This window comes from Desulfovibrio sp. SGI.133, from assembly GCF_050313955.1.
Taxonomy (GTDB): Bacteria; Desulfobacterota; Desulfovibrionia; order Desulfovibrionales; family Desulfovibrionaceae; genus Desulfovibrio.
In genome coordinates, this window is sequence record NZ_JBNPMK010000004.1 from 45,193 (window position 1) to 68,081 (window position 22,889).

The window sequence follows — 22,889 nt, forward strand, 5'->3', positions numbered from 1 at the left end:
ATACCGCATGTCCATCATCACCTCATTCCGCGCCGGTCTGGCCTTCTTCACCCGTATCCCCGTAGGCTCCGCCCCTCTGCCCCCCACGCTCTCCGGTGTGGTGGCCTGGCTGCCCGCCGTGGGCCTGCTGGTGGGCGCGCTGGCCGCTCTGCCCCTGCTGCTGGCTGCCCGGCTGGGTTTGCCCGCCGCGCTCTGCGGCATCGGGGCCGCCTTTGTCTGGACCGTCATCACCGGCGGCCTGCATCTGGACGGGGTCGCCGACTGCGGCGACGGCCTGCTGGTGGAGACCTCGCCCGAACGCCGCCTGACCATCATGAAGGATTCACGCCTGGGCAGCTTCGGCGCCCTGGCCCTGTTCTTCGTCCTCTCCACCAAGGTCGCGGCACTGGCGGCACTGGCCGGGATGGCGCCCCTGCACGCGCTGGGGGCCTGCTGCCTGGCCGGTCTGCTGGGCCGCTGTCAGGTCTTCGTGGGCATGCGTCTGCCCTCGGCCCGGCCCGGCGGTCTGGGGTCCATGATGCACGACGGCATGAAGCCCTGCTACGCCTATACGGCCCTTGGGCTCTGCCTTGCGGCTTGTCTCGTGATGGGACGGCATGGCCTCTACGGGCTGCTGGCGGCCGGACTGGTGGCCTTCTGGCTGCTTTCCGCGGCCCGCAAGCGCATCGGCGGCGTTACGGGCGACGTCTTCGGGGCCCTCATCGAGACCACGGAGTGCGCCGTGCTGGCGGTCTGCTGCCTGCCGTAATGATATGGATATGACGACGCCCCCTGAAGGAGGAAATCCTGTGGAAGATCTTGACCTGACCCTGTTCCTGGGCGGGACCCGCAGCGGCAAGAGCGCGCTGGCCGAGACCCTGGTCACGGCAAAGGCCCGGGGGCCTGTCTGGTATCTGGCCACGGCCCGGCCCCTGGGGGACGACCCAGCCATGGCCGAACGTATCCGACGCCACCGCAGCCGCCGTCCCGCCCACTGGCACACACTGGAATGCCCCCGGCATCCGGGCCGGGAGCTGGCGCCCCTGCTGGCCGCACAGACCGCGGATGCCCCTGAGCCCACCATCTTGCTGGACTGCGTGACCCTCTGGATGAGCAACATCCTGTTCGCGCTGGATGATCCGCAGGATGCGGCGGCCTTCGAGACCAGTCTCACGGAAGAAGTGGACGAGTTGCTGCACACCATGCGGGCCTTCCCCTGCCACTGGGTGCTGGTCTCCGGTGAAACCGGCCTTGGCGGCATACAGGCGGAACGTCTGGCCCGCGTTTTCGACGATGGCCTGGGCCTGGCCAACCAGATGCTGGCCGCACAGGCCCGGGAGGCATTCCTTGTGGTGGCCGGACGCTGCCTGCGGCTGGAAAAGCTGACCTTTTGAGCCCCGCCTTTCCGGGAGCCTGCACGCTGTCGTGCACAAAGCCGCTCCCGCTCCGTACACCAAAACAGAAGACGCGCCTTTCCTCCACGGGAAGAGCGCGTCTTGTTGTTTCCATGCTGCCGGCAACAGGCAAACACCCGTCGTCTTCTGTTTCCATGAAACACAAAGGAAATAAAAAAAGCCGGGGCAAGGCTGCTGCCTGCCACCGGTTGTCATCCCTGACCGGCACAAAAACTGGCCGGCCCAGAAACAGGAAAAGGCTGGTATTTCTACCAGCCTTACTTTCCATTGGTGCCGAAGGGGAGAGTCGAACTCCCACTCCGTTGCCAGAACTAGACCCTGAACCTAGCGTGTCTACCAATTCCACCACTTCGGCGCGGAAATGTATGTAGCGGATTTGCCCCTGCCTGGCAAGTGTTTTTTGCAAAAAAATTTCCGGCCCGCCATTTTTCGCCCGGGGCCTGCCCGGCAGGCCCCGGCCGCCTTGCCTTGCGCCTGTCCATGCGCTACACAGCAAGGCACACTCTTAATGCAAGGATACGCCTCATGCAGGACAATTTTTCCCATCTGGACAAGGACGGCAACATCACCATGGTGGACGTGGGCGCCAAGCCCGACACCCAGCGTGTGGCCATTGCCGAAGCCATCGTGGAGCTTTCGCCCAATACCCTGAAACTGCTCAAGGAATGCGCCCTGCCCAAGGGCGACGTGCTGACCTGCGCCAAGGTGGGCGGCATCATGGCCGCCAAGCGCACCTCGGAACTGATCCCGCTCTGCCATCCCCTGAACCTGAACCTCGTGGACGTGCGCTTTGAGGTGCGCGACACCCCGCCCAGCGTGCGCATCGAGGCCGAGACCCGCACCACCGGCCCCACGGGCGTGGAGATGGAAGCCATCATCGCCGCCCAAACCGCCGCTGCCGTCATCTATGACATGTGCAAGGCCGTGCAGCGAGATATCGTCATCAGCCGCGTCCGTCTGCTGTTCAAGGACGGCGGCCGCAGCGGCGCCTTCCACGCCAAGCCCCTGGACTAAGACGGATGCAGTTCCCTGCCATCGATCCCGTGGCCTTCAGCATCGGCTCCCTGCAGCTGCGCTGGTACGGCCTCATGTATTTGCTGGCCTTTTTCGTGGGCTGGGGCCTGGCCCGCTGGCGGGCCTCCCGTCCCGGTTCCGGCTGGAAGACCGTGGATGTGGACGACCTGCTGACCTTCGTCATGCTGGGCGTCATCCTGGGCGCGCGCCTGGGCTATGTGCTCTTCTACGACCTGCCCGCCTACATCGACGACCCCGGCGAGATCCTGCGCATCTGGAACGGCGGCATGTCCTTCCACGGCGGCCTGCTGGGCGTGCTCTGCGCCTTCTGGTATTTCGCGCGCACCCGCAAGAAGTCCTTCCTCGAGGTCTCGGACTTCATCGCGCCGCTGGTGCCGCAGGGCCTGTTCTGGGGCCGTATGGGCAACTTCATCAACGGCGAGCTCTGGGGCAAGGTCAGCGACGTGCCCTGGGCCATGGTCTTCCCCACCGGCGGGCCCTGGCCGCGCCACCCCTCGCAGCTCTATGAAGGCCTGCTGGAAGGGCTGGTGCTGTTCGTGGTGCTCTGGATATTCTCCGCCCGGCCGCGCAAGGCGGGCGCTGTTTCCGGCCTTTTCGCCCTGCTCTACGCCGTGTTCCGCTTTGGCGTGGAATTCGTGCGCGTGCCCGATGCCCAGCTGGGCTACCTGGCCTTCGGCTGGCTGACCATGGGCCAGCTGCTCTGCCTGCCGCTCATGGCCGCGGGCCTGTGGCTGCTGTGCCGCACCCCTCGGGAACAGGCCGCCGTGGAGCCTGCAGCGGCTCCCCGCAAGGGCAAGAGCGCACGAAAGCGTTGACAGACCTTGTCTCTTCTGTGTAGATATTCGCCGCTTATCTGAATTTTTTTGGAGGAAATATGGCTAAAGAAGGTTCCATTGAAGTTGACGGCGTGGTGCAGGAAGCCCTGCCCAATGCCATGTTCCGTGTGGAGCTGGAAAACGGCCACGAAGTGCTGGCGCACATTTCCGGCAAGATGCGCAAGTTCTACATCCGCATCCTGCCCGGCGACCGCGTGAAGGTGGAGCTCTCTCCCTACGACCTGACCCGCGGCCGCATCACCTACCGCATGAAGTAGCCCGCACCCGCCCCGCCTTTTCAGCGCACCCCTGACTGTACTGACAGAGGTGCGCTTTTGTTGCGTCCTGTGGATGGCGGAGAAATATCACCGTCCCTTCCCGCAGCCGCACAGCCCCGCCCAAGCAAACATGGGATATGGGAGCTCAGGAAAAATCTTCCTCCCCTTTCCCTGCAACAAATACGAAAAAAGGACGCCGCAGCGTCCTTTTTTTGTTTCCTCCAAGAGTACAGCCTCCCCTATCCGGCCTGAGACGGGCCTGCCTTTTTCCCCTCACCCTCCCGCATCAAACACGCGGAGTGACAGGAAGGCGTAAAAGGAAGGGGCTTTTTTTTGCGCTGCCCGGCCACTGAAAGCAGTTCCTCCGGACCGATACCCGTCCGCCGAAGACCGCCGCGGGCATCGGAGCAGCGCGTGAAGGCTTCTTTTCCCTCTTGCTAGACCCAGCCCAGGGCCCGCAGCACCAGCATGCAGCACATGGCCATGAGACCGGCCAGGATATCGTCCAGCATGATGCCCCAGCCTGCGGGCAGCCAGTTTTCCGAGGCGTGCACGGGCCAGGGCTTCCAGATGTCGAACAGACGGAACAGGGCAAAGGCCCAGACCAGACCGGGCCACGACCACTGGCCCGCGCCCAGGGGCAGCAGGGCGATCCAGACGCCTACGAGCTCGTCGATGACCACTTCCCCGGGGTCGGTGCGCCCCAGCAGGATCTCGGCCCGGGTGGCGGCCAGACCACCGGTCACGACGATCACGGCCAAAAAAAGCAGACGGCCCCAGAGCGGCAGGGGCAGAAAAAGCAGCGGCGCCAGCAGGGCGGCCAGGGCCGAACCGGCCGTGCCCGGTGCCTTGGGCGAAAGCCCGGCGATGCCCAGACGGCAATAGGCCAGGATGCAGGTATTCCAGAATGACATATATCTCCTCCACGGCTCCACCATACAGGGACACTGGGACAGCTGGCCTTACGGCGGCCTCCACGGCACGGCGAATGCCTCACAGATGCCGCCGTCCACGGCCATGGACGATAGCGGACTGAGCCACAACGAACTCCCGAGCGGACACCTTACCTCGGCACCGGCACGGCGGTCTGTCGCGAACGGGATACCGTGCGGGCGACGCGCCCCAAGGCATCCTTTTGCGGCTGTTCCTTCGCAGCTGCCTGACAGTCCGTGACGGCCTCGGCACGTGTCCCGATGAGCCTCCCTGCCTTCCCCCCCCGACAGGAGCGGAGCGTGCGGCTCGGCCCGAACAAAGCACTGCCGTACGAAAACGCGCCCCCCTGCCGGGCCTCCCCTGTGACGGCGGAGCCTCGGGCAGTGTAGCGGCTCGGCCCCCGTCTGGCAACGCCCGCCCCTTGACGCCGCAGGAGCTGCCAGCTACAAAGGAGCCCACGCCCGGATGGTGGAATTGGTAGACACAAGGGACTTAAAATCCCTCGGCCACCGGCTGTGCCGGTTCAAGCCCGGCTCCGGGTACCAGAACCCAAAAAGCCGTCGCAGACAGGTCTGCGGCGGCTTTTCCTTTTTCTCAAGCCCCCCATCCACCGGCGGGACAAGTCCACAGCCGGGAAGGGGAAGCCAGGCCGGCCCGGCCGTCTTTCCCGGGGGATCGTCCAGGCCAGAGCGGGCCCGGCATCAATAAGAGATGGCCTCGAAAACGCCCTCCACCCGGCAGGTGCCGCCATGCAGATGCAAGATGCCGGAAAGGCTGTCCTGCATCTCCAGTACGGCCTCGTCCCGCAGGGCCAGCGTGGAGCAACGTGACGTGAAGAGCAGCGCCTCGGAGCCCGCCAGGCGGTAGATGCCCTCTTCCTCACGGGTGACGGTGACCTTATGGGTCCCCCTCCGCAGGCGCTTGCGGACATAGACCGTGTCCACGTTGCAACGCGTGCCGTCCATGAACACCAGTTCGCCGAAGCTGTCCGAGCGCAGCAGGGCTCTTTCCTGAAACGCCCGAACGGAACAGAATTTCGTTTTGATGAGGATATCCCGGTCGAACGCGGCGTAGAAATCGTCGGCAGTCCGGGTGACGGTGAGGGGATGCTGCCCGGCCGGGCAGGCAACAGCGGTCAGAAGCAGGAAGATCAGGGCCAAAAGGGTCCGTGGCATATCGTCTCCAGTAAGATGTTCCGGCGCCGCGGCATCTTCCCGCCCCCTTCCGGGACCTTTTCCATGCCGCCGGGGAACGGGGCAACGCCCGCTCTCCATCAGAACAACGGACACGAAGGAAAAATGCATCAGAAGCATGGCGGGGCCGCCCCACAGGCAGCGCCTTTCCTGCGCTGAGTACGAGAAGCGTGGCGCAATGTCCAGCGCCCGGCACAGGCTCTGCCCTCTGCCTGCCGGAGAGCCCGCCCCATATCCGACCAGGCATCCCGATCCCCTCCCGCATCACTGCCGGTCACAGAAAGGGCTGCCGTCGCCATCCCTCTTTCCGCAAGCCCGTCCTCTTGCCGCAGCCATCTCGCATCTCTGGACGAGGCGCTGCCCCCAGATACAAAAGCCTGCCGCCCTTCTCTTCCGGTTTTGCTGAAAGCCTTCTGCGCCATGCCTCCCGCACCAGAGCGCCCTGCCTGTTCCCCAGGGATGGCCGCCACATGCCGTCTGCGGACGCCCCTCCGGCTCGACCTTTGCGTCCCCCCGCGCTATACTGGCAGAGTGTCCGCGCAGTCTGCGGACGTTCCCTTCCTCTTCCGACCCGGGAGGTCTTTTATGGACGCCCTGCAATGTATCCTCACCCGCCGTTCCTGCCGTTCCTATGAGGACCGGCCCATCCCCAAAAAAGAGATTCTGGAGCTGCTGACCGTCGGCACCAAAGCCGCCACCGGTTCCGGCATGCAGCCCTGGGGTTTCGTGACCCTGGAGGGACGGGAAAAGATCGCCGCCCTTTCCGACGAGATCAAAGCCTGGCTCAAAGAGAATTTTGCCGACTTCCCCTGGCTGGCCCAGTACAGGGAATGGCTGGACAACCCCAATTACAACATATTCTATGACGCCAACAACGTCATCTGCGTCTACGGGGACACGGCCTCGCACTGGTACGTGTATGACGGCACCCTGTGCACGGCCAACATCATGCTGGCCGCCCACGCCAAGGGCATCGGCTCCTGCTGGATCGGTTTTGCCCAGGACTTCATGGACCGTCCGGAGATCAAGGCCCGCTACAAGGTGCCGGAGCAGTGCCGCTTCGTCAGCGCCCTGAGCCTGGGGTACGCCAAGGGACATCTGCCCGAAGCCCAGCGCAAGGAGCCGGTCATCTTCAACGGCTAGATCCCCGGGATGGCGGACCGCCGGAGTAGACCGTCTGCAGGATGGCCTCCGCGCCGTGACGGCGGCAACGCCGAAGCATCACCATGCCACGGGCCATCATCTTGCCGGGCGGCCCCGGCGCGACCGGCAGACATCAGAACGTGAAAAGGCGGATCCTCTGATCCGCCTTTTTTATCGTATGCCGGGGCAGGAGCGCTGCTCTTTTAAGGCAGCGCTCCGCCAGCCTATTAATGGGGAAAACCTGCTCTAGGCCTTTTCCGCCGCAGGACGCCCCTTGCGGCGCAGGGCCTGCCAGCCTTCGTGCACCAGCACCAGCGACAACGCCAACAACAGCACGGCGATGACCAGTTGCAGGGCCGCCACGGCACCGCCCGTCCCGGCCAGCAGGGCACGGCCCTGGGCCACGATGCCCAGCACCAGGGCGGAGAGCGTCACCAGCAGCATGAAGAGCATGGGCAGCAGGAACATGCCGTTGCGGCGGGCAAGGTTCTGGAGCCAGCAGGCCACGGCCAGCAGGGCCAGCGCGGCCAGCAGCTGGTTGGCCGCACCGAACAGGGGCCAGATCTTGGCATAACCGCCAAAGCCCAGGCTCATGCCCAGGCCCACGGTCACCAGCGTGGCCACATATTTGTTGACCAGCACGGCCCGCCAGCCGCGCACGTCCTTCACGCTCTGGCCCGGGGCCAGCCACAGTTCCTGGAACATGTAGCGCCCCAGACGGGTGGCCGTATCCAGCGAGGTCAGGCAGAAGGTGGACACCGCCAGGATGATGAGGCCGTAGGTGACGCCGCGGGCACTCTCGCTGCCCAGCCCCACACGGGCCAGCATCTGCGACAGGCCGTCGGCCAGCACCTGGGTGGGCGTCTGGCTGGTGAAGGCATGGCCGTTTTGGGTGAAGATGTAGCCCACGGCGATGAGCGAGGCGATGCCCAGCGCGCTTTCGATGAGCATGGAACCAAAGCCCACCAGGCGGGCGTCACGCTCGCTGCTCAGCTGTTTGGACGTGGTGCCCGAGGCCACCAGCGAATGGAAGCCCGAGATGGCCCCGCAGGCCACGGTCACGAACAGGGCCGGGAAGAGATACTGGCCGTTGACCTCGAAGGAGGTGAAGGCGGGCAGCTCGATGACCGGATGCGCGGCCACGATGCCCACCACGGCGGCCAGCATCATGGCGTAGAGCAGGAAGGAGCTGAGGTAGTCGCGGGGCTGGAGCAGGATCCAGACGGGCGTCACCGAGGCCACGAGGATGTACAGGCCCAGCAGCCACATCCAGGTGTCGTAGCCCGCGTAGAGGGGAAAGCGCAGCCCCAGGGCGATGACGCCCACGATGCCCGCCACGCCCAGCAGGGTGGCCCTGCCCAGGGGCATCTCGAAACGGTAGACCAGCAGGCCGAAGATCACGGCCAGCACGATGAACAGCAGGGAGATGGTGGCCGTGGAGCCGTTGACGTGGTTGTGGACCAGCGCGCCCGAGGCATCGGTCATGAAGCCGTTGAAGGTGCCCGCCACGATGGAGGCGAAGGCCCCCACCACCAGCACCAGGGTCAGGAAGGAAAAGATGACGAACAGACGCTTGGCCCGCAGGCCGATGCTGCCGGCGATGACTTCGCCGATGGAGCGGCCCTTGTTGCGCAGGGAGGCGAACAGGGAGCCGAAGTCATGCACGCCGCCGAAGAAGATGCCGCCGACGACCACCCAGATGAAACAGGGCAGCCAGCCGAAGACGGCGGCCTGGATGGGGCCGTTGATGGGCCCGGCCCCGGCGATGGACGAAAAATGGTGGCCCAGCACCACCGGAGCTTTGGAAGGCATGTAGTCCACGCCGTCGCGGAACTGGTGGGCCGGTGTGGGCCGGGAGGGATCGACGCCCCAGACCTTTTCCAGCCAGGCGCCGTAAACGAAATAGCCCAGCCCCAGCAGGGCCAGGCCGCCAAGGAGCAGATACAGGGAATTCATGATGCACGCTCTTGAGGAAAATGGGACGGGAACGCCCTGCGCACCAGCGGCAGCAGGGTGGCCCGGGCTGCCTTGTTGCAGACGCAGGCGGCATCGGGGGGGACGGTGTCGCGCCACGGCGCGGAAGGCAGGGTGAGGGCCAGCGCGCGCAGGCGCATCCAGCCGCGCAGGCCCAGCCAGAAACTCTTGCAGACACGGCAGCGCTCCACGGCGGCCGCCGCATCCTGATGCCATGACCGGCAAAGGATGATGACGCTCACATACGAGGCCATATGTTCGTCGTGGGGCCGGATGCGCTCCTGCCCCCAGGCCAGGGCTCCGTCACGGATGCGCTCCCAGGCGGCCATATCCAGCCGGGGCAGAGAGTGGACCTGCACGTATTCATGCGTCTCCGCCGCCCAGAGCGTGGCCTTGCGGTGCAGCACATAGGCCTCGTCACGACGGTGGAAGGCGCAAGTGGCGCGCAGGCTGCCGGGCCCGTCCTGCCGCTCCACATCGAAGCTCGCGGCGGTCAGGGTCGCCAGCAGGGCGTCCAGCTGTCCGTCCGGGGCGCTCTCCTCTCCGGCGGGGCGGGACTGGTCCGTGCGGGCTCCCGCATCTGAAGGGGCATCCTTCTCCATGGCAAAAACTCCCGTCTCCCGGCCGTCCGCTGCCTGTGCCGGACAGGCAACGCGCCGGGGACGCCGGGGACGGCCGCCCTGCCGGGCACCTCCCCGCCAACGGTATCAGGCCCTGTCCAGGGGCCAGGGTTCCACTGAAAAATCCAGGCTCTCGGCCATCTCGGCCAGGGCCCGGCGCAGGGCCTCTTCCCGGTGCGGCGAAAAGACCAGCTTGAGCAGGGCCGTGCGCGGCTCCAGCACGGTGAAGTAGGCCGTGTTGTCATAGCCTTCCAGCAAAAAGCGGAACAGGGCCGTATCCTCCGCGGCCAGACGCACCAGCAGCCGGGCACTGCGGGCCGGGGGCGGCAGGGGCGGCGCGGGCTTGCGCGGTTTGCGCAGGGCCGGGGGCAGATGGGCCTCCCGCAGGTGGAAGGGACAGTGCGGCCGGGACTCGTGTGCCATCAGTACCACCCCAGGTAGCGCATCAGGGCCACGAAGCCCATGGAAAAGGCGATGGTGCCGAAAAAGCTCTTGCTCCACCAGGCCACCAGCAGGGCCGGGATGGCCGTCATCAGGAAGAGGTTGTGCTGCGTGGGCATGAACTCTCCCTGATAGATGAAGACGTCCGGGCCCAGCAGGGCCGCCATGACCGCCACGGGCACGAAGGAGAGCCAGTGGCGCAGCAGGTCGGGCAGGCTCTCGGCATGCAGATACATGACCGGCCCCACACGGGGGATGACCGTCACCAGCATGCAACCCACCAGGCAAAAAAGCAGTTCCGCGTGCTGCTGTATCCAGATCATGCCGCGTCCTCCTCTTTCTTTTCCGGCAGGGCGCTCTTGTTGCGGTGCAGCAGGACCACGCCCAGCGTGGCGCCCAGCACCGTGGCCACCACCACGTTCCACTGGCCCATGCCGGCCAGCTTCAGGCTCAGGGAAAGGATGGCCGTCACGATGGCCACCAGCACATGCAGGCGGCTGACGCACTGCGGCACCAGCAGGGCCAGGAACATGGCCGTAAGGGCATAGTCCAGGCCCAGGGGCTTCACGTCATGGACGAGGCCGCCGCAGAACACGCCGATGACCGTCCCCAGCACCCACGAGGCATGGGCCGTGAGGTTGCAGGTAAAGAGCGTGGCCGTGCACAGCTTCCAGCCGCGCTGGAAGGCCGTGATATGCACGCCGAAGGTCTCGTCCGTCATCTCGCAGCCGAACAGGAAACGCTGCCAGCGCTTGAGCGGCGCCAGCGGCTCGGCCATGGCGGCGGACATGAGCAGATGGCGCAGGTTGACCACGAAGACCGCCACGATGACGGACATGGCCCCCACACCGGCCCCCCACAACCCGGCGCAGACGAACTGCCCGGAACCGGCGAAATGGAACACCGACATGGCCACCACCAGAGCGGGCGGGATGTTGCTCTTGACGGCCAGCACACCAAAGGCGAACGCCACCGGCACATAGCCCAGCACGATGGGCAGGGCCCGGCGCACGCCATCCATATAGGGAGATGCCACAGCAGCCTCCTCTCCTGAAAATGAAAGGGATTTCCTAGCCCTTTTCCTCCCCCTTTGGCAAGGGTCCCCGGCATGAAAGAAGGCCCCGCCCGGCCAGCGCTCCGGCACACGTACCGGCCGGAGACCGGGGCAGCGCCTCCCCCGGCCCGTCACCGTCGCCCTCCTTTTTGCGGACGGATCCCGTCATGCCGCCCTGCGCCCCCTGCTCTTGCCAAAGCGGGAGTTTTTCGGAACAATTTTTGTTTTCCAACCTTCAGTCTTTTCCCGAGGCCGCATGTCCGCCCTGTCGTTCTTCGCTCCTCGCTCCCTGCCGCCGGATCTGGCGGCCAAGACACGTTCCCTGACCTGTCTTTCCCTGCTCTGCTTCGCCCTGGCAGACGTCCGTGACGGTCTGGGGCCCTTTCTGGGCATCTTCCTGCAAAGCCACGGCTGGACGCCGGACAGCATCGGCTACGTCATGACCATCGGCGGTCTGGCGGGCATGGCCGTCACCGCGCCCCTGGGCGCCCTGGCCGACGCCACCCGCCGCAAGCGCCTGCTGCTGGCCCTGGCATCGCTGGGCATCGTGGCCGCCCTGGCCCTGATCTTCCTTTGCCAGCATCCTTTGCTGGTGGGCGGTGCCCAGATCGTCCAGGCCGTCTGCGCGGCCGCCATGGCCCCCACCATCAGCGGCCTGACCCTGGGGCTGGCGGGCCAGTCCCACCTGCCCGCCCAGCTGGGACGCAACGAGGCCTGGAACCACGCGGGCAACGGCCTTTCCGCCATGCTGGGCGGGGCCATCGGCTACTGGTACGGAGTACCCGGCGTCTTCGTGGTCATGAGCGGCATGCTGCTCCTCAGCCTCTATGCCCTGCACGGCATCGCGCCCCGCGACATCGACCATGCCCAGGCGCGGGGGCTCGCCCCTGAAGCGGAACACGCCACGCCCGCACAGCGCGCGGCCCTCTGGCACGGCCCCGCGGCCCTGCCCGTGCTCTGCGTGGGGCTGGTCATGCTCTTTTTCCATCTGGGCAACGCCCACATGCTGCCCCTGCTGGGCCAGTCCGCCGTGGCCCGCTTTGCCATCAACGGCGCGGCCTATACCGCCGCCACCGTGGTCATCGCCCAGGGCACCATGATCCTCGTGGCCCTCTGGGCCGCCCGTCTGGCCCGCAGGCGCGGCTACGGCATCCTGCTCTGGTGCGCGCTGCTGGCCCTGCCCCTGCGCGGCTGCATCGCGGGCTTCTGGCACAGCCCGTGGAGCATCATCCCCGTCCAGATGCTGGACGGCGTGGGTGCGGGCATCCTGGGCGTGGTCACGCCCGGCCTTGCCGCCCGGCTGCTCAACGGCACCGGCCACGTCAACCTGGGCCTGGGCGTCATCATGACCCTGCAGGGCATCGGCGCTTCGTGCAGCGCTTCCTACGGCGGGCTGGTGGCCCATCTGCTGGGCTACGGCCCCGCCTTCCTGGCCCTGGCGGCCGCCCCCTGCGTGGCCCTGGGCATCCTGCTGGCGGGCGTACGCCGGCTGCCGCGCCTGCACCACGCCCTGCAACCCCTGGAGGACAGCTAGCCCCGCGGCCCTCCCGGCGATGCATGTCGAGAGGAAAAGACAATGACACCTTTGCAGCAAACATGTTACTCACCACATGTTGCTACAGGCCGCAGGCGATGCTATACAGCCATCCTTCACAAGCGGTTGCGCGGAACACATCATGCATGACAAGGAGGTCACACCATGAAAAAAGCTCTTGGTCCCGTCACCCTGGCCTACCCCATGCCGGCCTTTCTGGTGGCCGCCTATGATGAAGAAGGCAAAGCCAATATCATGACCGCCGCCTGGGGCGGCATCTGCTGCTCCAACCCGCCCTGCATCGCCGTTTCCGTGCGGCCCGAACGCTGGACGCACAAGGCCATCGTGGCGCGCAAGGCGTTCACGGTCTGCGTGCCCTCGGCGGCCCAGGCCGCCATGGTGGACTTTGCGGGCATGGTCTCCGGTGCCAAGGAGGACAAATTCTCCGCCACCGGCCTGACCGCCGTGCGCAGCAAGGTGGTGGATGCCCCCTATGTGGACGAATGCCCGCTGGTGCTGGAGTGCGAACTGCAGGCCACGCTGGAACTGGGCAGCCATACCCAGTTCGTGGGCCGCATCCTCAACGTGGGCATCGAGACCGACTGCCTCAACGAAAACGGCCAGCCCGACATGTACCGCATCGATCCCCTGCTCTACGACGGCGGCCAGAAGCAGTACTGCCGCGTGGGCGAGCCGCTGGGCAAAGCCTTTTCCCTGGGCCGCCAGTACGGCCTGTAACATCCGAATGTCCGCGCCGTCCTCCGGGGCGGCGCTCAACACCTCTACGCTGGAGAACAGACGACAATGAGCGCTTCCAAAGTCTATTTCACCGACATGCGCTGCCCCGTGGGCACCGGCCTGCTGGACAAGCTGAAAAAACTGATCGAAAAGGCCGGCATCGACAGCATCGACATGGACAGCAAGTTCGTGGCCATCAAGATCCATTTCGGTGAGCCGGGCAACCTGTCCTTCCTGCGTCCCAACTTTGCCAAGGTGGTGGCCGACAAGGTGACTTCCCTTGGCGGGCGCCCCTTCCTGACCGACTGCAACACCCTGTATGTGGGCCGCCGCAAGCACGCCCTGGAACACCTGGCCGCCGCGCAGGAAAACGGCTTCTCGCCCCTGAGCACCGGCTGCCAGATGATCATTGCCGACGGCCTCAAGGGCACCGACGAGATGGAAGTGCCCCTGGAAGGCTGTGATCACTTCCAGAGCGCCTTCATCGGCCGCGCCATCATGGACGCCGACATCTTCATCAGCCTGACCCACTTCAAGGGCCACGAGCTGACCGGCTTCGGCGGCGCCATCAAGAACATCGGCATGGGCTGCGGCAGCCGTGCGGGCAAGATGGCCATGCACAGCATCGGCAAGCCCAGCATCGACGCCGAAAAGTGCCGCGGCTGCAAGACCTGTACGCACTACTGCGCCCAGTCGGCCATCAGCATCGGCGAAGACCACAAGGCCCGCATCGACCATGACCTGTGCGCCGGCTGCGGCCGCTGCATCGGCGTGTGCAACTTCGACGCCATCAGCAACGCCTTCGACGCCGAGAGCACCATCCTCAACGAACGCATGGCTGAATACACCAAGGCCGTCATCCAGAACCGCCCGCACTTCCATGTGAGCATCGTCAACCAGGTCTCGCCCTACTGCGACTGCCACGCCGAAAACGACGCCGCCGTGGTGCCCGACATCGGCATGTTCGCCAGCTTCGACCCCGTGGCCCTGGACCACGCCTGTATCGACGCGGTCAACGCCGCGCCCGCCATCAGCACCAGCGTGCTGGGCCAGTGCGCCCACGAGCACAACGACCACTTCACCGACATCCATCCCAGGACCAACTGGCGCAGCCAGATCGAGCATGCCCAGAAGATCGGCATCGGCAACGTGGATTACGAGCTGGTGACCGTGAAGTAGGGACGGCCCCCTGCCCCGCACCCGGGGACAGTTCATGCACAACAAAAAAACGGCGTCTTTCGACGCCGTTTTTTGTTGGCCTTCCGTCCGGCCGCCGTCCGTCCCCGCAAGGGACGTCTCAGCGGTAGAGCAGTTTTTTCCAGAAGAATTTGATGTTGCCGTCGGCACTGGGGGCGGGCTCCCAGCGCAGAATGGTGTCCGCCATCTTTTCCAGCCCCCGGCAGACCTGGCTTTCCGGCAGGCAGCGGCAGAAAGGCTGCTGGCGCACCACGGCCTCGTGCACGCCGGGGTCGCGGGGCAGCACACCGGCCAGATCCAGCGAGACCCCGCCCAGGAAGTGGTCGCAGACGTCCGTGAGCCGCACGAACATCTCACGGGCGCTCTTCATGTCCTGCGCCATGTTCACGCAGACCTGGAAGCGGTCCACGCCGTGCTGCGTCTTCAGCACCTTAATCAGGGCATAGGCGTCCGTCAGCGAGGTGGGCTCGGGGGTCAGGACGAGGAGCCGTTCCTGCGCCGCCACATTGAAATAGAGCACGCTGTCGTTGATGCCCGCGCCCGTGTCCACGATGAGGAAATCCAGATCGTCCTCCAGCTCGTCCATGGCATCCAGCAGCTCCAGCTTCTGCCCCGAATTGAGCGCCAGCATCTCGCTGACACCCGACGAGGCGGGCAGGATGGAGAAGCCGTATTCCGTGGGCAGCAGGATGTCCCGCAAGGACGCCCCCTCATGGAACAGGTGGAAGATGTTCTTTTCGGGATGCAGGCCCAGCAGCACGTCCACATTGGCCAGCCCCAGGTCCGCGTCCAGAAGCAGCACGCGCTTGCCGCGCGCCGCCAGGGTCAGGGCCAGATTGACCGAGATATTGGTCTTGCCCACGCCCCCCTTGCCCGAGGTGACGGAAAATACCAGAGGATAACTGCTGTTCATGCGCGCTCCAGATGTCAGGTCTTGCCCTGACAGAGTACGATATCTGCCTGTCCCGTCAAGAGCATGGGGAGGGCCGGCCCGTGAGCAGGCCTGCAGGAAAGCGGGCGTGCCCCAGACCCGGTAGCGGAAAAGATCCGCACTACCGGCAAAGGGCATCAGGGAAGTTAGGGATTGCCGCAGGCCAGGAACTCTCTCATCCGCCTCTCCGGATGCCCCGGATCCCGGGACATCCAGCATACGACTCTATAACGGACAGAAAAGACACCGAAAGAAAAGCGATATGGATGCCGTCCCTGTTATCCCTGCAGCAACGGCCGCATAACAGAGATCTTCTGCCTAGCTCCTGTCCGCCTTGCAGCTTTCCTGCAGACGATTACAGCGCATGCCATGACGGGAAACAGTCAGTGCAGCCGTTGTATCTTCTCCTGCTGCATAGGCATTCCCCCTGGCCATCTCCTGAGACTGTTCCAGTCGGGCAAGCCGTTCGCCAAGATCGGCATTTTTTTGCCATAACAGCCTGTTTTCCCTGTTCAGATCCCGGCGCTCCGCTTCCAGCTGGTCCAGGCGCTCCCGCAACCAGCGGCAATGAGCCCGCAAGGCGTTGTTCTCTGCCTTGCAATCCTGGCCGGGCGCCATCTGGCAGGCCAATTCTTCGACCGCCGGAATTCTGTCCTCCAGAAACTCCGCTCCATTTTCCTGCAGCCTGTCCTCCCCGGTGTCGTCCCGGGCCTGCATGTCCCCCACTCCCGACATCAGCCAGGAGACATTGATCCGGCATTTATTACAAATGGTTAAGATCACATCAGCATTGGGACAATTTTCCCCACGTTCATAACCGCCGAGAGCGCCCTTGCTGATGCCCAGCAGGCCGGCAAAAGCCTCCTGGGACATTCTGCCCCGTACATGACGGATGCGTTCTCCAAGTTTCTGCATATGTTTTCATCCTTGACCCACCCAAAAAAGAATAGAAAATCAGCTGTTAACAAAAAAATAGATATTAAAGAACATTTTTTTGTTTACTCGACCTGAATTCTGTTCTAACAAAAGAGTGTGGGCGATATTTTGTTCCATTCTCCATCATCATTAAGAACATCATATCCGCCCACATTTGCGAACGCAATGCTGTTATGGGCAGTCCACGTGCAATGTATTGTATTCATTATCATTACTTGCAGCGGTTCTTTGTCTCGCGCCCTGACAGCCTGCCTGTACACCTGACGCCCGTTGTTGGCCGGACGTCGCAAATTCGGGAGATGCTGTTATGCAACTTACCAAGGGAGCCATCGGGAACCTCATCAACCGGTACAAGGCGGTGCTCAAAAAGTGCCACCTGATGAACACTTTCGGCAGCCTGGCTGTGGCCGGTATGCTGGTCATGGGCGGTGCGGCGGCCGCGGGGGCGGCTATCCAGCATACTTCAGGCGTTCATGATTATCTTGGAGAGAATATTTCATATACTGCGAGTGGTGATGCTATTACTGCGAATGGTACAGATACGCGTAATAATCCACAAATTAATATAGGTAATAGTGACACACAAAGCATAGCTATTAATGCTGGTGGTGGTATATTTTCTTTAGAAAGTGGACATATTACCCTAACTTCAAAAGAAGTTACTCTTATAAGCACAGACACATCAGGGTCATATTCAGCTCTGTGGGCACAAAACAATTCAACAGATACTGATGGAATTCCTGTCGAACAACGCGCTAGCATAACAATAAATGCAGAAAATACTAATATCAAAGCAGAAAACAGCGCTATTGTTGCCATGTCTAATGGCATCATAGAAATTAATGGAAATCTTCATGTAGAAGCACAAAATGCTCTCCTTGCCAGAGGAGATGCTATTATTTCCCTTAATAAATCTGGAGAATCTACTGTTGGAATTGATGGAAATATCAATTTTAACTATGATGACCCAACATCTGGTACCGGTGTAAATGCAACAATAGATATTACTCTGAATGGTGCTGACTCCTACTGGAACGGTAACACGCTTATTTCCTGGAATGGCACGCCCAAGGATCCTTCGAAGCTTAAAGTTTCCGAAATGACGCTGACCGTCAAAGACGGAGCCACCTGGACGCCGACCGCAATTAGCGATTCAGGCAGTCAAAAATACACTGCCCTCAACAAACTCATGCTCGATGGCGGTATCGTGGATGTCACTAAGGGCGTCGCGATCACTATCGAAAATATCAACGGTAAGGGCGCCATTACCAACGCTGGCAGTGTGACCATCGAAAAGGGTACCATTGAAGGCCCCATCACGTTTGAAAAGGGTGCTGCCAAAGCTGACAACAATGACAAAATCGCCGGTGGTGCCATCTTCAACGACACTAACGCCAAGCTGGACGTCAAAAATGCCACCTTCACCGGCAATACCAGCTCGCTGAAGGGCGGCGCCATCTTCAACCGCGACGGCAACGTCACCATCACCAGCAGCACCTTCAGGGGCAACTCCGTGCCGACGAGCGCCGGCGGTGCCGTGCTGAACGAATCCGGTGATACCAGCAAACTCGGCACCATCACCATCAAGGGTTCCACCTTTGAAGGCAACAAGGCCGGTAACGGCGGCGCTGTGTGGAACGGCTCCGACGGCAAGGTCGAAATCGCCGACAGCACCTTCAAGGGCAACATGGCTCTGGCTGAGGGTGGCCTCGGACAGGGCGGCGCCATCACCAACGCCGACCAGATGACCATCACGGACGGCAGCTTCGCCAACAATACCGCGAACTACAGCGGTGGCGCCATCTACAATGGTGCTCATGCGGCGCCCGGACAAACCTCTCTGACGATCGACGGAACCACCTTCACCGGCAACTCCGTGACGGCCGACTTCAATGCGACTAAAAATGACAACATCGCCGGTGGTGCCATCTTCAACGACACTAACGCCAAGCTGGACGTCAAAAATGCCACCTTCACCGGCAATACCAGCTCGCTGAAGGGCGGCGCCATCTTCAACCGCGACGGCAACGTCACCATCACCAGCAGCACCTTCAGGGGCAACTCCGTGCCGACGAGCGCCGGCGGTGCCGTGCTGAACGAATCCGGTGATACCAGCAAACTCGGCACCATCACCATCACCGGTTCCACCTTCGAAGGCAACAAGGCCGGTAACGGCGGCGCTGTGTGGAACGGCTTTAACGGTACGGTCAATATCACCGGCAGCACCTTCAAGGGCAACACGGCTGTGGCCGGTATCGGACAGGGCGGCGCCATCACCAACGCCGACCAGATGACCATCACGGGTTCCACCTTCGAAGGCAACCAGGCCGGCAAGATCGGTGGCGCCATCTTCAATGCCGCCAGCGGCGAGCTGAACTTCAAGGGTACCAACACCTTCACCAACAACACCGCTGCCGGCAAGGCCAACGACATCTACAACGCCGGCACCATCACGGTGAAAGACGGCACCACCACGCTGAACAGCGGCCTGACGCAGGTTGGCGGTAACATCACCGTCAACGGCGGTACGCTGGACATGGCCAGCGGCAGCTCGCTTTCTTTTGATAAGGACAGCAAGCTGACCATCGACGGCGGCACCTTTGTGGCGGACTTTGGCCAGCTGCTTACGGACTATGCCACCACCAACAAGGATAACGGCATTACTGACGGCACCAGCATCATCGGTACCGCGGGCAATCTGAATCTGCGCCTGGATGGCGGGGACTATACGCTGGAGGACTATAACGCGGCCAAGGATGCTCTGCTGGAGCAGGGCGAAGAAAATGCGGCCCTGAACTTCCTCAATGCCACGCTTGACACGGAAGGCAAGGACCTGGTCGTGGGAGCGGACAAGGAGGAAACTGAAGTCACCATCACCATGACTCCCGTTGTTGTGGATGCAGGTGAGGCCCCCGTGGATGCTATTGCAGATGGCACGATCCCCTCTGTACCGAATCGAATCGTCTCGGTCGTCAAAGCCGATGACGCTACCAAGGAGCCCTTGAAGGCCGATACCATTACTGTCCAAGGCAGCGAGTTCACCGCCCAGGGTCTGCAGATTGATGATACCGAGAGTGCCGCAGCCGTCACTCTCGCTGTAACGGCCGGCTCCAACGTCACCCTGACCGGTGGCGAAGCTGGTTTCACCGGTGTCGTCAACGCCGAGAACGAAGCTGTGGCCACCAACGTGAAGGTTGAAGGCGACGCGACTCTGACCGTGGGCCTTGAGGGCAATGAAAAGGCCCAAAACCTTGTCCTGAACGCAGTTGAGGTGGCCGACGGTAGCTTCGAGGTGGCAGGCAATGGCCTGGATACCACGCAGGTCGCCGCCAACACGCTGGAAGTAGTGGATGCAAACGGTAGCGTCGCCGTGGACAGCGCCAGCCTGACTGTAGAAAATGCGGTCGTCGAGCATGGTCTGCTGAACATCACCAATGCTGTTGCTGATCTGGGTACGGTGAAGGCCACCGGCGGCGTGCTTTTCTTCGACCCGTCGTACGGCACAATCAAAAGCCTGGCCAACAATAAGCTTGGTTCCAAACTTCTGGTGAGCGACGGCTCCGTCGTCAATGTGGCCTTCAACCTGGAAGATTTGCAGGAGATGGCGCGGAAAGCTGGCTTCACGACTACCCCCATCGCGAGCGATAAATTCACGCTGGGAGCTGGCCAGTCCATGCTGGCCGTGGGACAACCCATTCAACTGATATCGGGTGGACAGATCGTCGTGGATGCCGGTGTCGATGCTTCCGGCAGCATCAACGGTACGCCTGTGAGTGATGGCGCCTACTTCGGTCGAGACTCCCTGCTGGTGGTCAACGGCAATACCATCAACGGCGCTACGGCGGCCATTGACCTTTCTGGTGCCACAACCAAGACCCTCAACGTCGAGAACGGCGCCAAGCTGCTCATCACTGACGCTGTTGCCGGGCAAAAGTATACGGTCATCAGCGGTGCAACCAATGCTGATGCAGCGACGGGTAACGCCTTCAACGGCGGTACCTATAACAGCGACAACTCCACCGGCTGGAAGGGCTCCAACCTGCTGACCAGCTCCGACATGCTCACCCTGACCTCCACAGACGGCACGGTCTTCATGGCAAAGAGCGAAGACGCCCATACCGTCTTCCCCAAGCTGAGTCATGAGCTGGCCACCGCGGTCAATACGCTGTACGGCCAGAAGCTCAACGACGTTGACGCCGACGCCATGGGCGTGCGCTTCCTGAGCCGCGCCACGGACAACCGCTTCCTCGGCTCTGACAAGGACGCCGCCGCTTCCACCATCGAAAGTGCGGCCCGCATCGCCTTTGCCGGTGCCGTGCCGCAGATGACCAAGATGGCTTCCGACGCGGGCAGCAATGCCGTTGTCAACCGTCTGGGCTTCGCCAATCCCGCTGACGGCGCGCAGGCCATGAACGCCGAAGGCAAGATCGTGGACCGCAACACCACCGGTTTTGCCCTGTGGATCGCTCCCCTGTGGCAGAGCCAGCACGGCTGGGGCATGGAAGCCGACAACCTCGATTACGGCTTCAACGGCAATCTGGGCGGCGTCTCCCTGGGTGCCGACTACACCTTCGAGAACGCCATCCGCGCCGGTATCACCTTCAACATCGGTGGCGGCTATGCCGAATCCAGCGGCGGCGACCTCAACAGCACTGAAAACCGCATGAGCTTCTGGGGCTTGGGCGCTTACGCCGGCTGGAACTACGAGAACTTCGGTCTCATGGCCGACGTCTCCTATACCAGCACCTGGAACGACCTCCAGCAGGACATGGACAGCCGTATGGGCATGGGCGATCTGGAAGCCGACGTGCAAGCCAGCGCCATCAGCGCCGGTCTGCGTGCCGAATACAAGCTGGAGACCAGTGTCCTCGACGTCATCCCGCATATCGGTGTGCGCTACATGAGCCTTAATACCTGGGGCTTCGATGCGGAAAGCAACGGCGGCACCGTGCTGGAAGGCGACGGCTTCCATCAGGATATCTGGACCTTCCCGGTGGGCCTGACCTTTACCAAGGACTTCACTCTGGACAGCGGCTGGTCCTTCAAGCCCAGCATCGACTTCAGCGTGATCCCGGCCGCCGGCGACATCAAGGCCAAGCAGGACGTGGCCTTCACCGGTCTGCCCGGTACCTACGAAGTGGAAACCCAGATGATGGACTACCTCACCTGGCAGGGTGGCGTTGGTCTGGAACTGGGTAACGACACCATGAGCTTCGGCGTCAACTACACCCTGCAGGCCGGTCAGCACACCACCGGCCACGGTGTGTTCGGCAGCTTCCGTTACGAGTTCTAAACATCCAGCCTGCGCGGCGGCCGTCGAGAGTCACGGCCGCCGCGCTTCAACAGGGCCGGTCTCCGCACCTTCCGGGGGACCGGCCCTGCTGGTTTTCGGTCCGCAATGGATCTTCCTCTTCGCTTTCCTCACAACATTTCCACCGGCAACTGATCCATCTTATGGAATACACAAGAGTTACCCAGGTGGATAGAAACACATTCCAAGGAAGAGAACCATGCCCCATCTTTCCCGTTTTTTATCCGGTCTTGCCCTCATGCTGACCCTGCCCTTGTCCGGCTGCCTGGACACCGGCCCTGACGTGGTCTGCGTGGACGTGGAGCGCGTCCTCAGCCAGTCCAAAGCCGCCCAGCAGGCCAACGAGCACCTGGGAAAAGTCCAGACCATCCTGCAGAACGGCCTGGCCGCCTATCAGGAAGAGCTGAAAAAAAGCCCTGAAGAAAAGCGCCAGCAGGAGCTGCGCCAGGGACTGACCCTGCTGCAGCGCCAGATGGCTCTGGAGCAGGCCGCCGCCCGCGACGTGGTCAGCAAGCATATGCTGGCCCAGATCGAAGCCTGGCGCGCCGACAAGGGCGACGTGGCCGTCATGGCCCGTCAGAACGTCCTTTCTGTTCCTGCTTCCATGGACATCACCGCCGAGATCATCAGCCGCATGGATGCCGGCAGCGTCCAATTTGCCGAACTGCCCAAGGTCAGCATCCGTACCCACGCTGACGGCCCCGAGGAGACGGCTCCGGCGGAAAAGGCAAAGCCCGCCCAAACCCCGAACAAGAAATAGGAGGAGACCATGCCCGCCCTGAAAAAGACGCCTGCCAACAGTCACGCTCCGGAACAGCAGCCCGAACAGCCGCAGATGCGTGTGGCCATGCTGCCCGCCCCCGGTATGGGCACCATCTATGCCAATGCCTTCCAGACCACCTTTGCCCGTGGCGAGATCCTGCTCACGGCCTGCGTGAGCCGCCAGGAAAACGACCAGCAGGGCCCGGTACTGGCCGTCCGGCCCCAGCAGGCCATCGGCATGAGCCCTGAGAGTGCCAAGCGCCTGGCTGCCGCCCTGGTACAGGCCATCCAGCAATACGAAGCCCAGTACGGCGAGATCAGCCTGTAACCCGCGCCTTCCGCATCTTTTTTGATACGCCGGATAGAAAACGCCTGTGGACAGTCCACAGGCGTTTTTTCGTGGACAGACGTTGCGACGGCCCGGCCTGATGCCCTACCTGTCCCGGTTTTCCCGGCCCTTTTGTATTGCCGCTCCAAGGCGCGCATGATATACTTCCGCGCACGCAGTCCAGCGCGACCGGGAAGATCACGCGCCGGCGGGGGATGCCGGTAAGCCGTATGCGGCGCTGCGCCTTCCAGACCTTCAAGACAGGAGCATGT

22 protein-coding genes and 2 tRNA genes are annotated in these 22,889 nt (G+C 63.0%); 13 read left to right on the forward strand and 11 right to left on the reverse strand.

The genetic code is table 11. The annotated features are described in order from the left end of the window. Nucleotides 1-7 precede the first annotated feature (7 nt). A complete protein-coding gene (gene cobS / locus ACQRBR_RS07100) occupies nt 8-748 on the forward strand; it encodes an adenosylcobinamide-GDP ribazoletransferase (protein WP_427812649.1) in 741 nt (246 codons plus the stop codon). A gap of 40 nt (nt 749-788) precedes the next feature. Beyond that, nucleotides 789-1,373 (forward strand): bifunctional adenosylcobinamide kinase/adenosylcobinamide-phosphate guanylyltransferase, encoded by a 585-nt coding sequence (locus ACQRBR_RS07105; protein ID WP_427812650.1) that lies wholly within the window; start codon nt 789-791, stop codon nt 1,371-1,373. Between the two features lie 289 nt (nt 1,374-1,662). Here ACQRBR_RS07105 and ACQRBR_RS07110 read toward each other — a convergent pair. After that, nucleotides 1,663-1,749 (reverse strand) — tRNA-Leu (locus ACQRBR_RS07110). Nucleotides 1,750-1,919: 170 nt separating this feature from the next. On the opposite strand from ACQRBR_RS07110, the gene moaC reads away from it, so the two are divergent. The 3 genes from moaC to infA are packed head-to-tail and all read left to right on the forward strand — an operon-like array spanning nt 1,920 to nt 3,522. After that, nucleotides 1,920-2,408 (forward strand): cyclic pyranopterin monophosphate synthase MoaC, encoded by a 489-nt coding sequence (moaC, locus tag ACQRBR_RS07115; protein ID WP_168935853.1) that lies wholly within the window; start codon nt 1,920-1,922, stop codon nt 2,406-2,408. Nucleotides 2,409-2,413: 5 nt separating this feature from the next. Then, on the forward strand, nt 2,414-3,244 hold the full coding sequence (lgt, locus tag ACQRBR_RS07120; protein ID WP_303880632.1) for a prolipoprotein diacylglyceryl transferase: 831 nt from the start codon (nt 2,414-2,416) through the stop codon (nt 3,242-3,244). A gap of 59 nt (nt 3,245-3,303) precedes the next feature. Continuing rightward, entirely contained in the window at nt 3,304-3,522 is a 219-nt protein-coding gene (infA, locus tag ACQRBR_RS07125) for a translation initiation factor IF-1 (protein ID WP_006008898.1), read from the forward strand. A gap of 437 nt (nt 3,523-3,959) precedes the next feature. On the opposite strand, the gene ACQRBR_RS07130 is transcribed toward infA, so the two are convergent. Further along, complete coding sequence (locus ACQRBR_RS07130; protein WP_168935851.1) at nt 3,960-4,436, reverse strand: phosphatidylglycerophosphatase A family protein; 477 nt, start codon at nt 4,434-4,436, stop codon at nt 3,960-3,962. A gap of 478 nt (nt 4,437-4,914) precedes the next feature. On the opposite strand from ACQRBR_RS07130, the gene ACQRBR_RS07135 reads away from it, so the two are divergent. Then, nucleotides 4,915-5,000: transfer RNA gene (locus tag ACQRBR_RS07135), tRNA-Leu, on the forward strand. Between the two features lie 156 nt (nt 5,001-5,156). Here the strand turns inward: ACQRBR_RS07135 and ACQRBR_RS07140 are convergent. Further along, on the reverse strand, nt 5,157-5,630 hold the full coding sequence (locus ACQRBR_RS07140) for a hypothetical protein (protein ID WP_427812651.1): 474 nt from the start codon (nt 5,628-5,630) through the stop codon (nt 5,157-5,159). A 603-nt stretch (nt 5,631-6,233) separates the two neighbouring features. On the opposite strand from ACQRBR_RS07140, the gene ACQRBR_RS07145 reads away from it, so the two are divergent. Further along, nucleotides 6,234-6,791 (forward strand): nitroreductase family protein, encoded by a 558-nt coding sequence (locus ACQRBR_RS07145; RefSeq protein WP_303880630.1) that lies wholly within the window; start codon nt 6,234-6,236, stop codon nt 6,789-6,791. Between the two features lie 246 nt (nt 6,792-7,037). On the opposite strand, the gene ACQRBR_RS07150 is transcribed toward ACQRBR_RS07145, so the two are convergent. The 5 genes from ACQRBR_RS07150 to ACQRBR_RS07170 form a co-directional block, all read right to left on the reverse strand. Beyond that, nucleotides 7,038-8,747, reverse strand: coding sequence for a carbon starvation CstA family protein (locus ACQRBR_RS07150; RefSeq protein WP_427812652.1), 1,710 nt, complete (start codon nt 8,745-8,747; stop codon nt 7,038-7,040). Continuing rightward, on the reverse strand, nt 8,744-9,367 hold the full coding sequence (locus tag ACQRBR_RS07155; protein WP_427812653.1) for a hypothetical protein: 624 nt from the start codon (nt 9,365-9,367) through the stop codon (nt 8,744-8,746). Before ACQRBR_RS07155 ends, ACQRBR_RS07150 begins: the two co-directional genes overlap by 4 nt. 105 nt (nt 9,368-9,472) lie before the next feature. Next, nucleotides 9,473-9,808 (reverse strand): DUF4911 domain-containing protein, encoded by a 336-nt coding sequence (locus tag ACQRBR_RS07160; RefSeq protein WP_204626018.1) that lies wholly within the window; start codon nt 9,806-9,808, stop codon nt 9,473-9,475. Beyond that, nucleotides 9,808-10,149, reverse strand: coding sequence for an AzlD domain-containing protein (locus ACQRBR_RS07165; protein WP_303880628.1), 342 nt, complete (start codon nt 10,147-10,149; stop codon nt 9,808-9,810). Before ACQRBR_RS07165 ends, ACQRBR_RS07160 begins: the two co-directional genes overlap by 1 nt. After that, nucleotides 10,146-10,862, reverse strand: a complete 717-nt coding sequence (locus tag ACQRBR_RS07170) for an AzlC family ABC transporter permease (RefSeq protein ID WP_278882185.1) — start codon at nt 10,860-10,862, stop codon at nt 10,146-10,148. The genes ACQRBR_RS07165 and ACQRBR_RS07170 overlap by 4 nt, the downstream gene beginning before the upstream one ends. Before the next feature lie 274 nt (nt 10,863-11,136). Here ACQRBR_RS07170 and ACQRBR_RS07175 point away from each other — a divergent pair, with 274 nt between their 5' ends. The 3 genes from ACQRBR_RS07175 to ACQRBR_RS07185 all read left to right on the forward strand — a co-directional run bounded on the left by ACQRBR_RS07175 (nt 11,137) and on the right by ACQRBR_RS07185 (nt 14,331). Beyond that, nucleotides 11,137-12,414 (forward strand): MFS transporter, encoded by a 1,278-nt coding sequence (locus tag ACQRBR_RS07175; RefSeq protein ID WP_297230750.1) that lies wholly within the window; start codon nt 11,137-11,139, stop codon nt 12,412-12,414. Between the two features lie 165 nt (nt 12,415-12,579). Continuing rightward, the gene (locus ACQRBR_RS07180) at nt 12,580-13,152 is read left to right on the forward strand and encodes a flavin reductase family protein (RefSeq protein ID WP_427812654.1); all 573 of its coding nucleotides are present in this window, start codon (nt 12,580-12,582) and stop codon (nt 13,150-13,152) included. A 66-nt stretch (nt 13,153-13,218) separates the two neighbouring features. Next, nucleotides 13,219-14,331 carry a DUF362 domain-containing protein gene (locus ACQRBR_RS07185; protein WP_427812655.1) on the forward strand — a complete coding sequence of 371 codons (1,113 nt, stop codon included), beginning with the start codon at nt 13,219-13,221 and terminating at the stop codon, nt 14,329-14,331. A gap of 118 nt (nt 14,332-14,449) precedes the next feature. On the opposite strand, the gene ACQRBR_RS07190 is transcribed toward ACQRBR_RS07185, so the two are convergent. The 3 genes from ACQRBR_RS07190 to ACQRBR_RS07200 all read right to left on the reverse strand — a co-directional run bounded on the left by ACQRBR_RS07190 (nt 14,450) and on the right by ACQRBR_RS07200 (nt 17,035). After that, nucleotides 14,450-15,262 (reverse strand): MinD/ParA family protein, encoded by an 813-nt coding sequence (locus tag ACQRBR_RS07190; RefSeq protein WP_427812656.1) that lies wholly within the window; start codon nt 15,260-15,262, stop codon nt 14,450-14,452. A 336-nt stretch (nt 15,263-15,598) separates the two neighbouring features. Then, entirely contained in the window at nt 15,599-16,195 is a 597-nt protein-coding gene (locus tag ACQRBR_RS07195; protein ID WP_427812657.1) for a helix-turn-helix domain-containing protein, read from the reverse strand. A gap of 498 nt (nt 16,196-16,693) precedes the next feature. Continuing rightward, complete coding sequence (locus ACQRBR_RS07200) at nt 16,694-17,035, reverse strand: hypothetical protein (RefSeq protein ID WP_427812658.1); 342 nt, start codon at nt 17,033-17,035, stop codon at nt 16,694-16,696. Between the two features lie 370 nt (nt 17,036-17,405). Here ACQRBR_RS07200 and ACQRBR_RS07205 point away from each other — a divergent pair, with 370 nt between their 5' ends. From ACQRBR_RS07205 to ACQRBR_RS07215, 3 genes are all read left to right on the forward strand, one after another. After that, the gene (locus tag ACQRBR_RS07205; RefSeq protein ID WP_427812659.1) at nt 17,406-21,509 is read left to right on the forward strand and encodes an autotransporter domain-containing protein; all 4,104 of its coding nucleotides are present in this window, start codon (nt 17,406-17,408) and stop codon (nt 21,507-21,509) included. Between the two features lie 217 nt (nt 21,510-21,726). Continuing rightward, complete coding sequence (locus ACQRBR_RS07210; protein WP_427812660.1) at nt 21,727-22,287, forward strand: OmpH family outer membrane protein; 561 nt, start codon at nt 21,727-21,729, stop codon at nt 22,285-22,287. A 9-nt stretch (nt 22,288-22,296) separates the two neighbouring features. Beyond that, entirely contained in the window at nt 22,297-22,617 is a 321-nt protein-coding gene (locus ACQRBR_RS07215; protein WP_297230551.1) for a DUF3467 domain-containing protein, read from the forward strand. Nucleotides 22,618-22,889: the final 272 nt, after the last annotated feature.

Coding starts and splice junctions, on each gene's coding strand:
- moaC (WP_168935853.1), top strand. CDS start 1,920: ATGCAGGACAATTTTTCCCATCTGGACAAGGACGGCAACATCACCATG.
- lgt (WP_303880632.1), top strand. CDS start 2,414: ATGCAGTTCCCTGCCATCGATCCCGTGGCCTTCAGCATCGGCTCCCTG.
- ACQRBR_RS07130 (WP_168935851.1), bottom strand. CDS start 4,436: ATGTCATTCTGGAATACCTGCATCCTGGCCTATTGCCGTCTGGGCATC.
- ACQRBR_RS07185 (WP_427812655.1), top strand. CDS start 13,219: ATGAGCGCTTCCAAAGTCTATTTCACCGACATGCGCTGCCCCGTGGGC.
- ACQRBR_RS07160 (WP_204626018.1), bottom strand. CDS start 9,808: ATGGCACACGAGTCCCGGCCGCACTGTCCCTTCCACCTGCGGGAGGCC.
- ACQRBR_RS07140 (WP_427812651.1), bottom strand. CDS start 5,630: ATGCCACGGACCCTTTTGGCCCTGATCTTCCTGCTTCTGACCGCTGTT.
- ACQRBR_RS07145 (WP_303880630.1), top strand. CDS start 6,234: ATGGACGCCCTGCAATGTATCCTCACCCGCCGTTCCTGCCGTTCCTAT.
- ACQRBR_RS07155 (WP_427812653.1), bottom strand. CDS start 9,367: ATGGAGAAGGATGCCCCTTCAGATGCGGGAGCCCGCACGGACCAGTCC.
- ACQRBR_RS07205 (WP_427812659.1), top strand. CDS start 17,406: ATGCTCGATGGCGGTATCGTGGATGTCACTAAGGGCGTCGCGATCACT.
- ACQRBR_RS07175 (WP_297230750.1), top strand. CDS start 11,137: ATGTCCGCCCTGTCGTTCTTCGCTCCTCGCTCCCTGCCGCCGGATCTG.
- ACQRBR_RS07200 (WP_427812658.1), bottom strand. CDS start 17,035: ATGGCAACAATAGCGCTGTTTTCTGCTTTGATATTAGTATTTTCTGCA.
- ACQRBR_RS07190 (WP_427812656.1), bottom strand. CDS start 15,262: ATGAACAGCAGTTATCCTCTGGTATTTTCCGTCACCTCGGGCAAGGGG.
- ACQRBR_RS07150 (WP_427812652.1), bottom strand. CDS start 8,747: ATGAATTCCCTGTATCTGCTCCTTGGCGGCCTGGCCCTGCTGGGGCTG.
- ACQRBR_RS07215 (WP_297230551.1), top strand. CDS start 22,297: ATGCCCGCCCTGAAAAAGACGCCTGCCAACAGTCACGCTCCGGAACAG.
- infA (WP_006008898.1), top strand. CDS start 3,304: ATGGCTAAAGAAGGTTCCATTGAAGTTGACGGCGTGGTGCAGGAAGCC.
- ACQRBR_RS07195 (WP_427812657.1), bottom strand. CDS start 16,195: ATGCAGAAACTTGGAGAACGCATCCGTCATGTACGGGGCAGAATGTCC.
- ACQRBR_RS07165 (WP_303880628.1), bottom strand. CDS start 10,149: ATGATCTGGATACAGCAGCACGCGGAACTGCTTTTTTGCCTGGTGGGT.
- ACQRBR_RS07210 (WP_427812660.1), top strand. CDS start 21,727: ATGCCCCATCTTTCCCGTTTTTTATCCGGTCTTGCCCTCATGCTGACC.
- cobS (WP_427812649.1), top strand. CDS start 8: ATGTCCATCATCACCTCATTCCGCGCCGGTCTGGCCTTCTTCACCCGT.
- ACQRBR_RS07180 (WP_427812654.1), top strand. CDS start 12,580: ATGAAAAAAGCTCTTGGTCCCGTCACCCTGGCCTACCCCATGCCGGCC.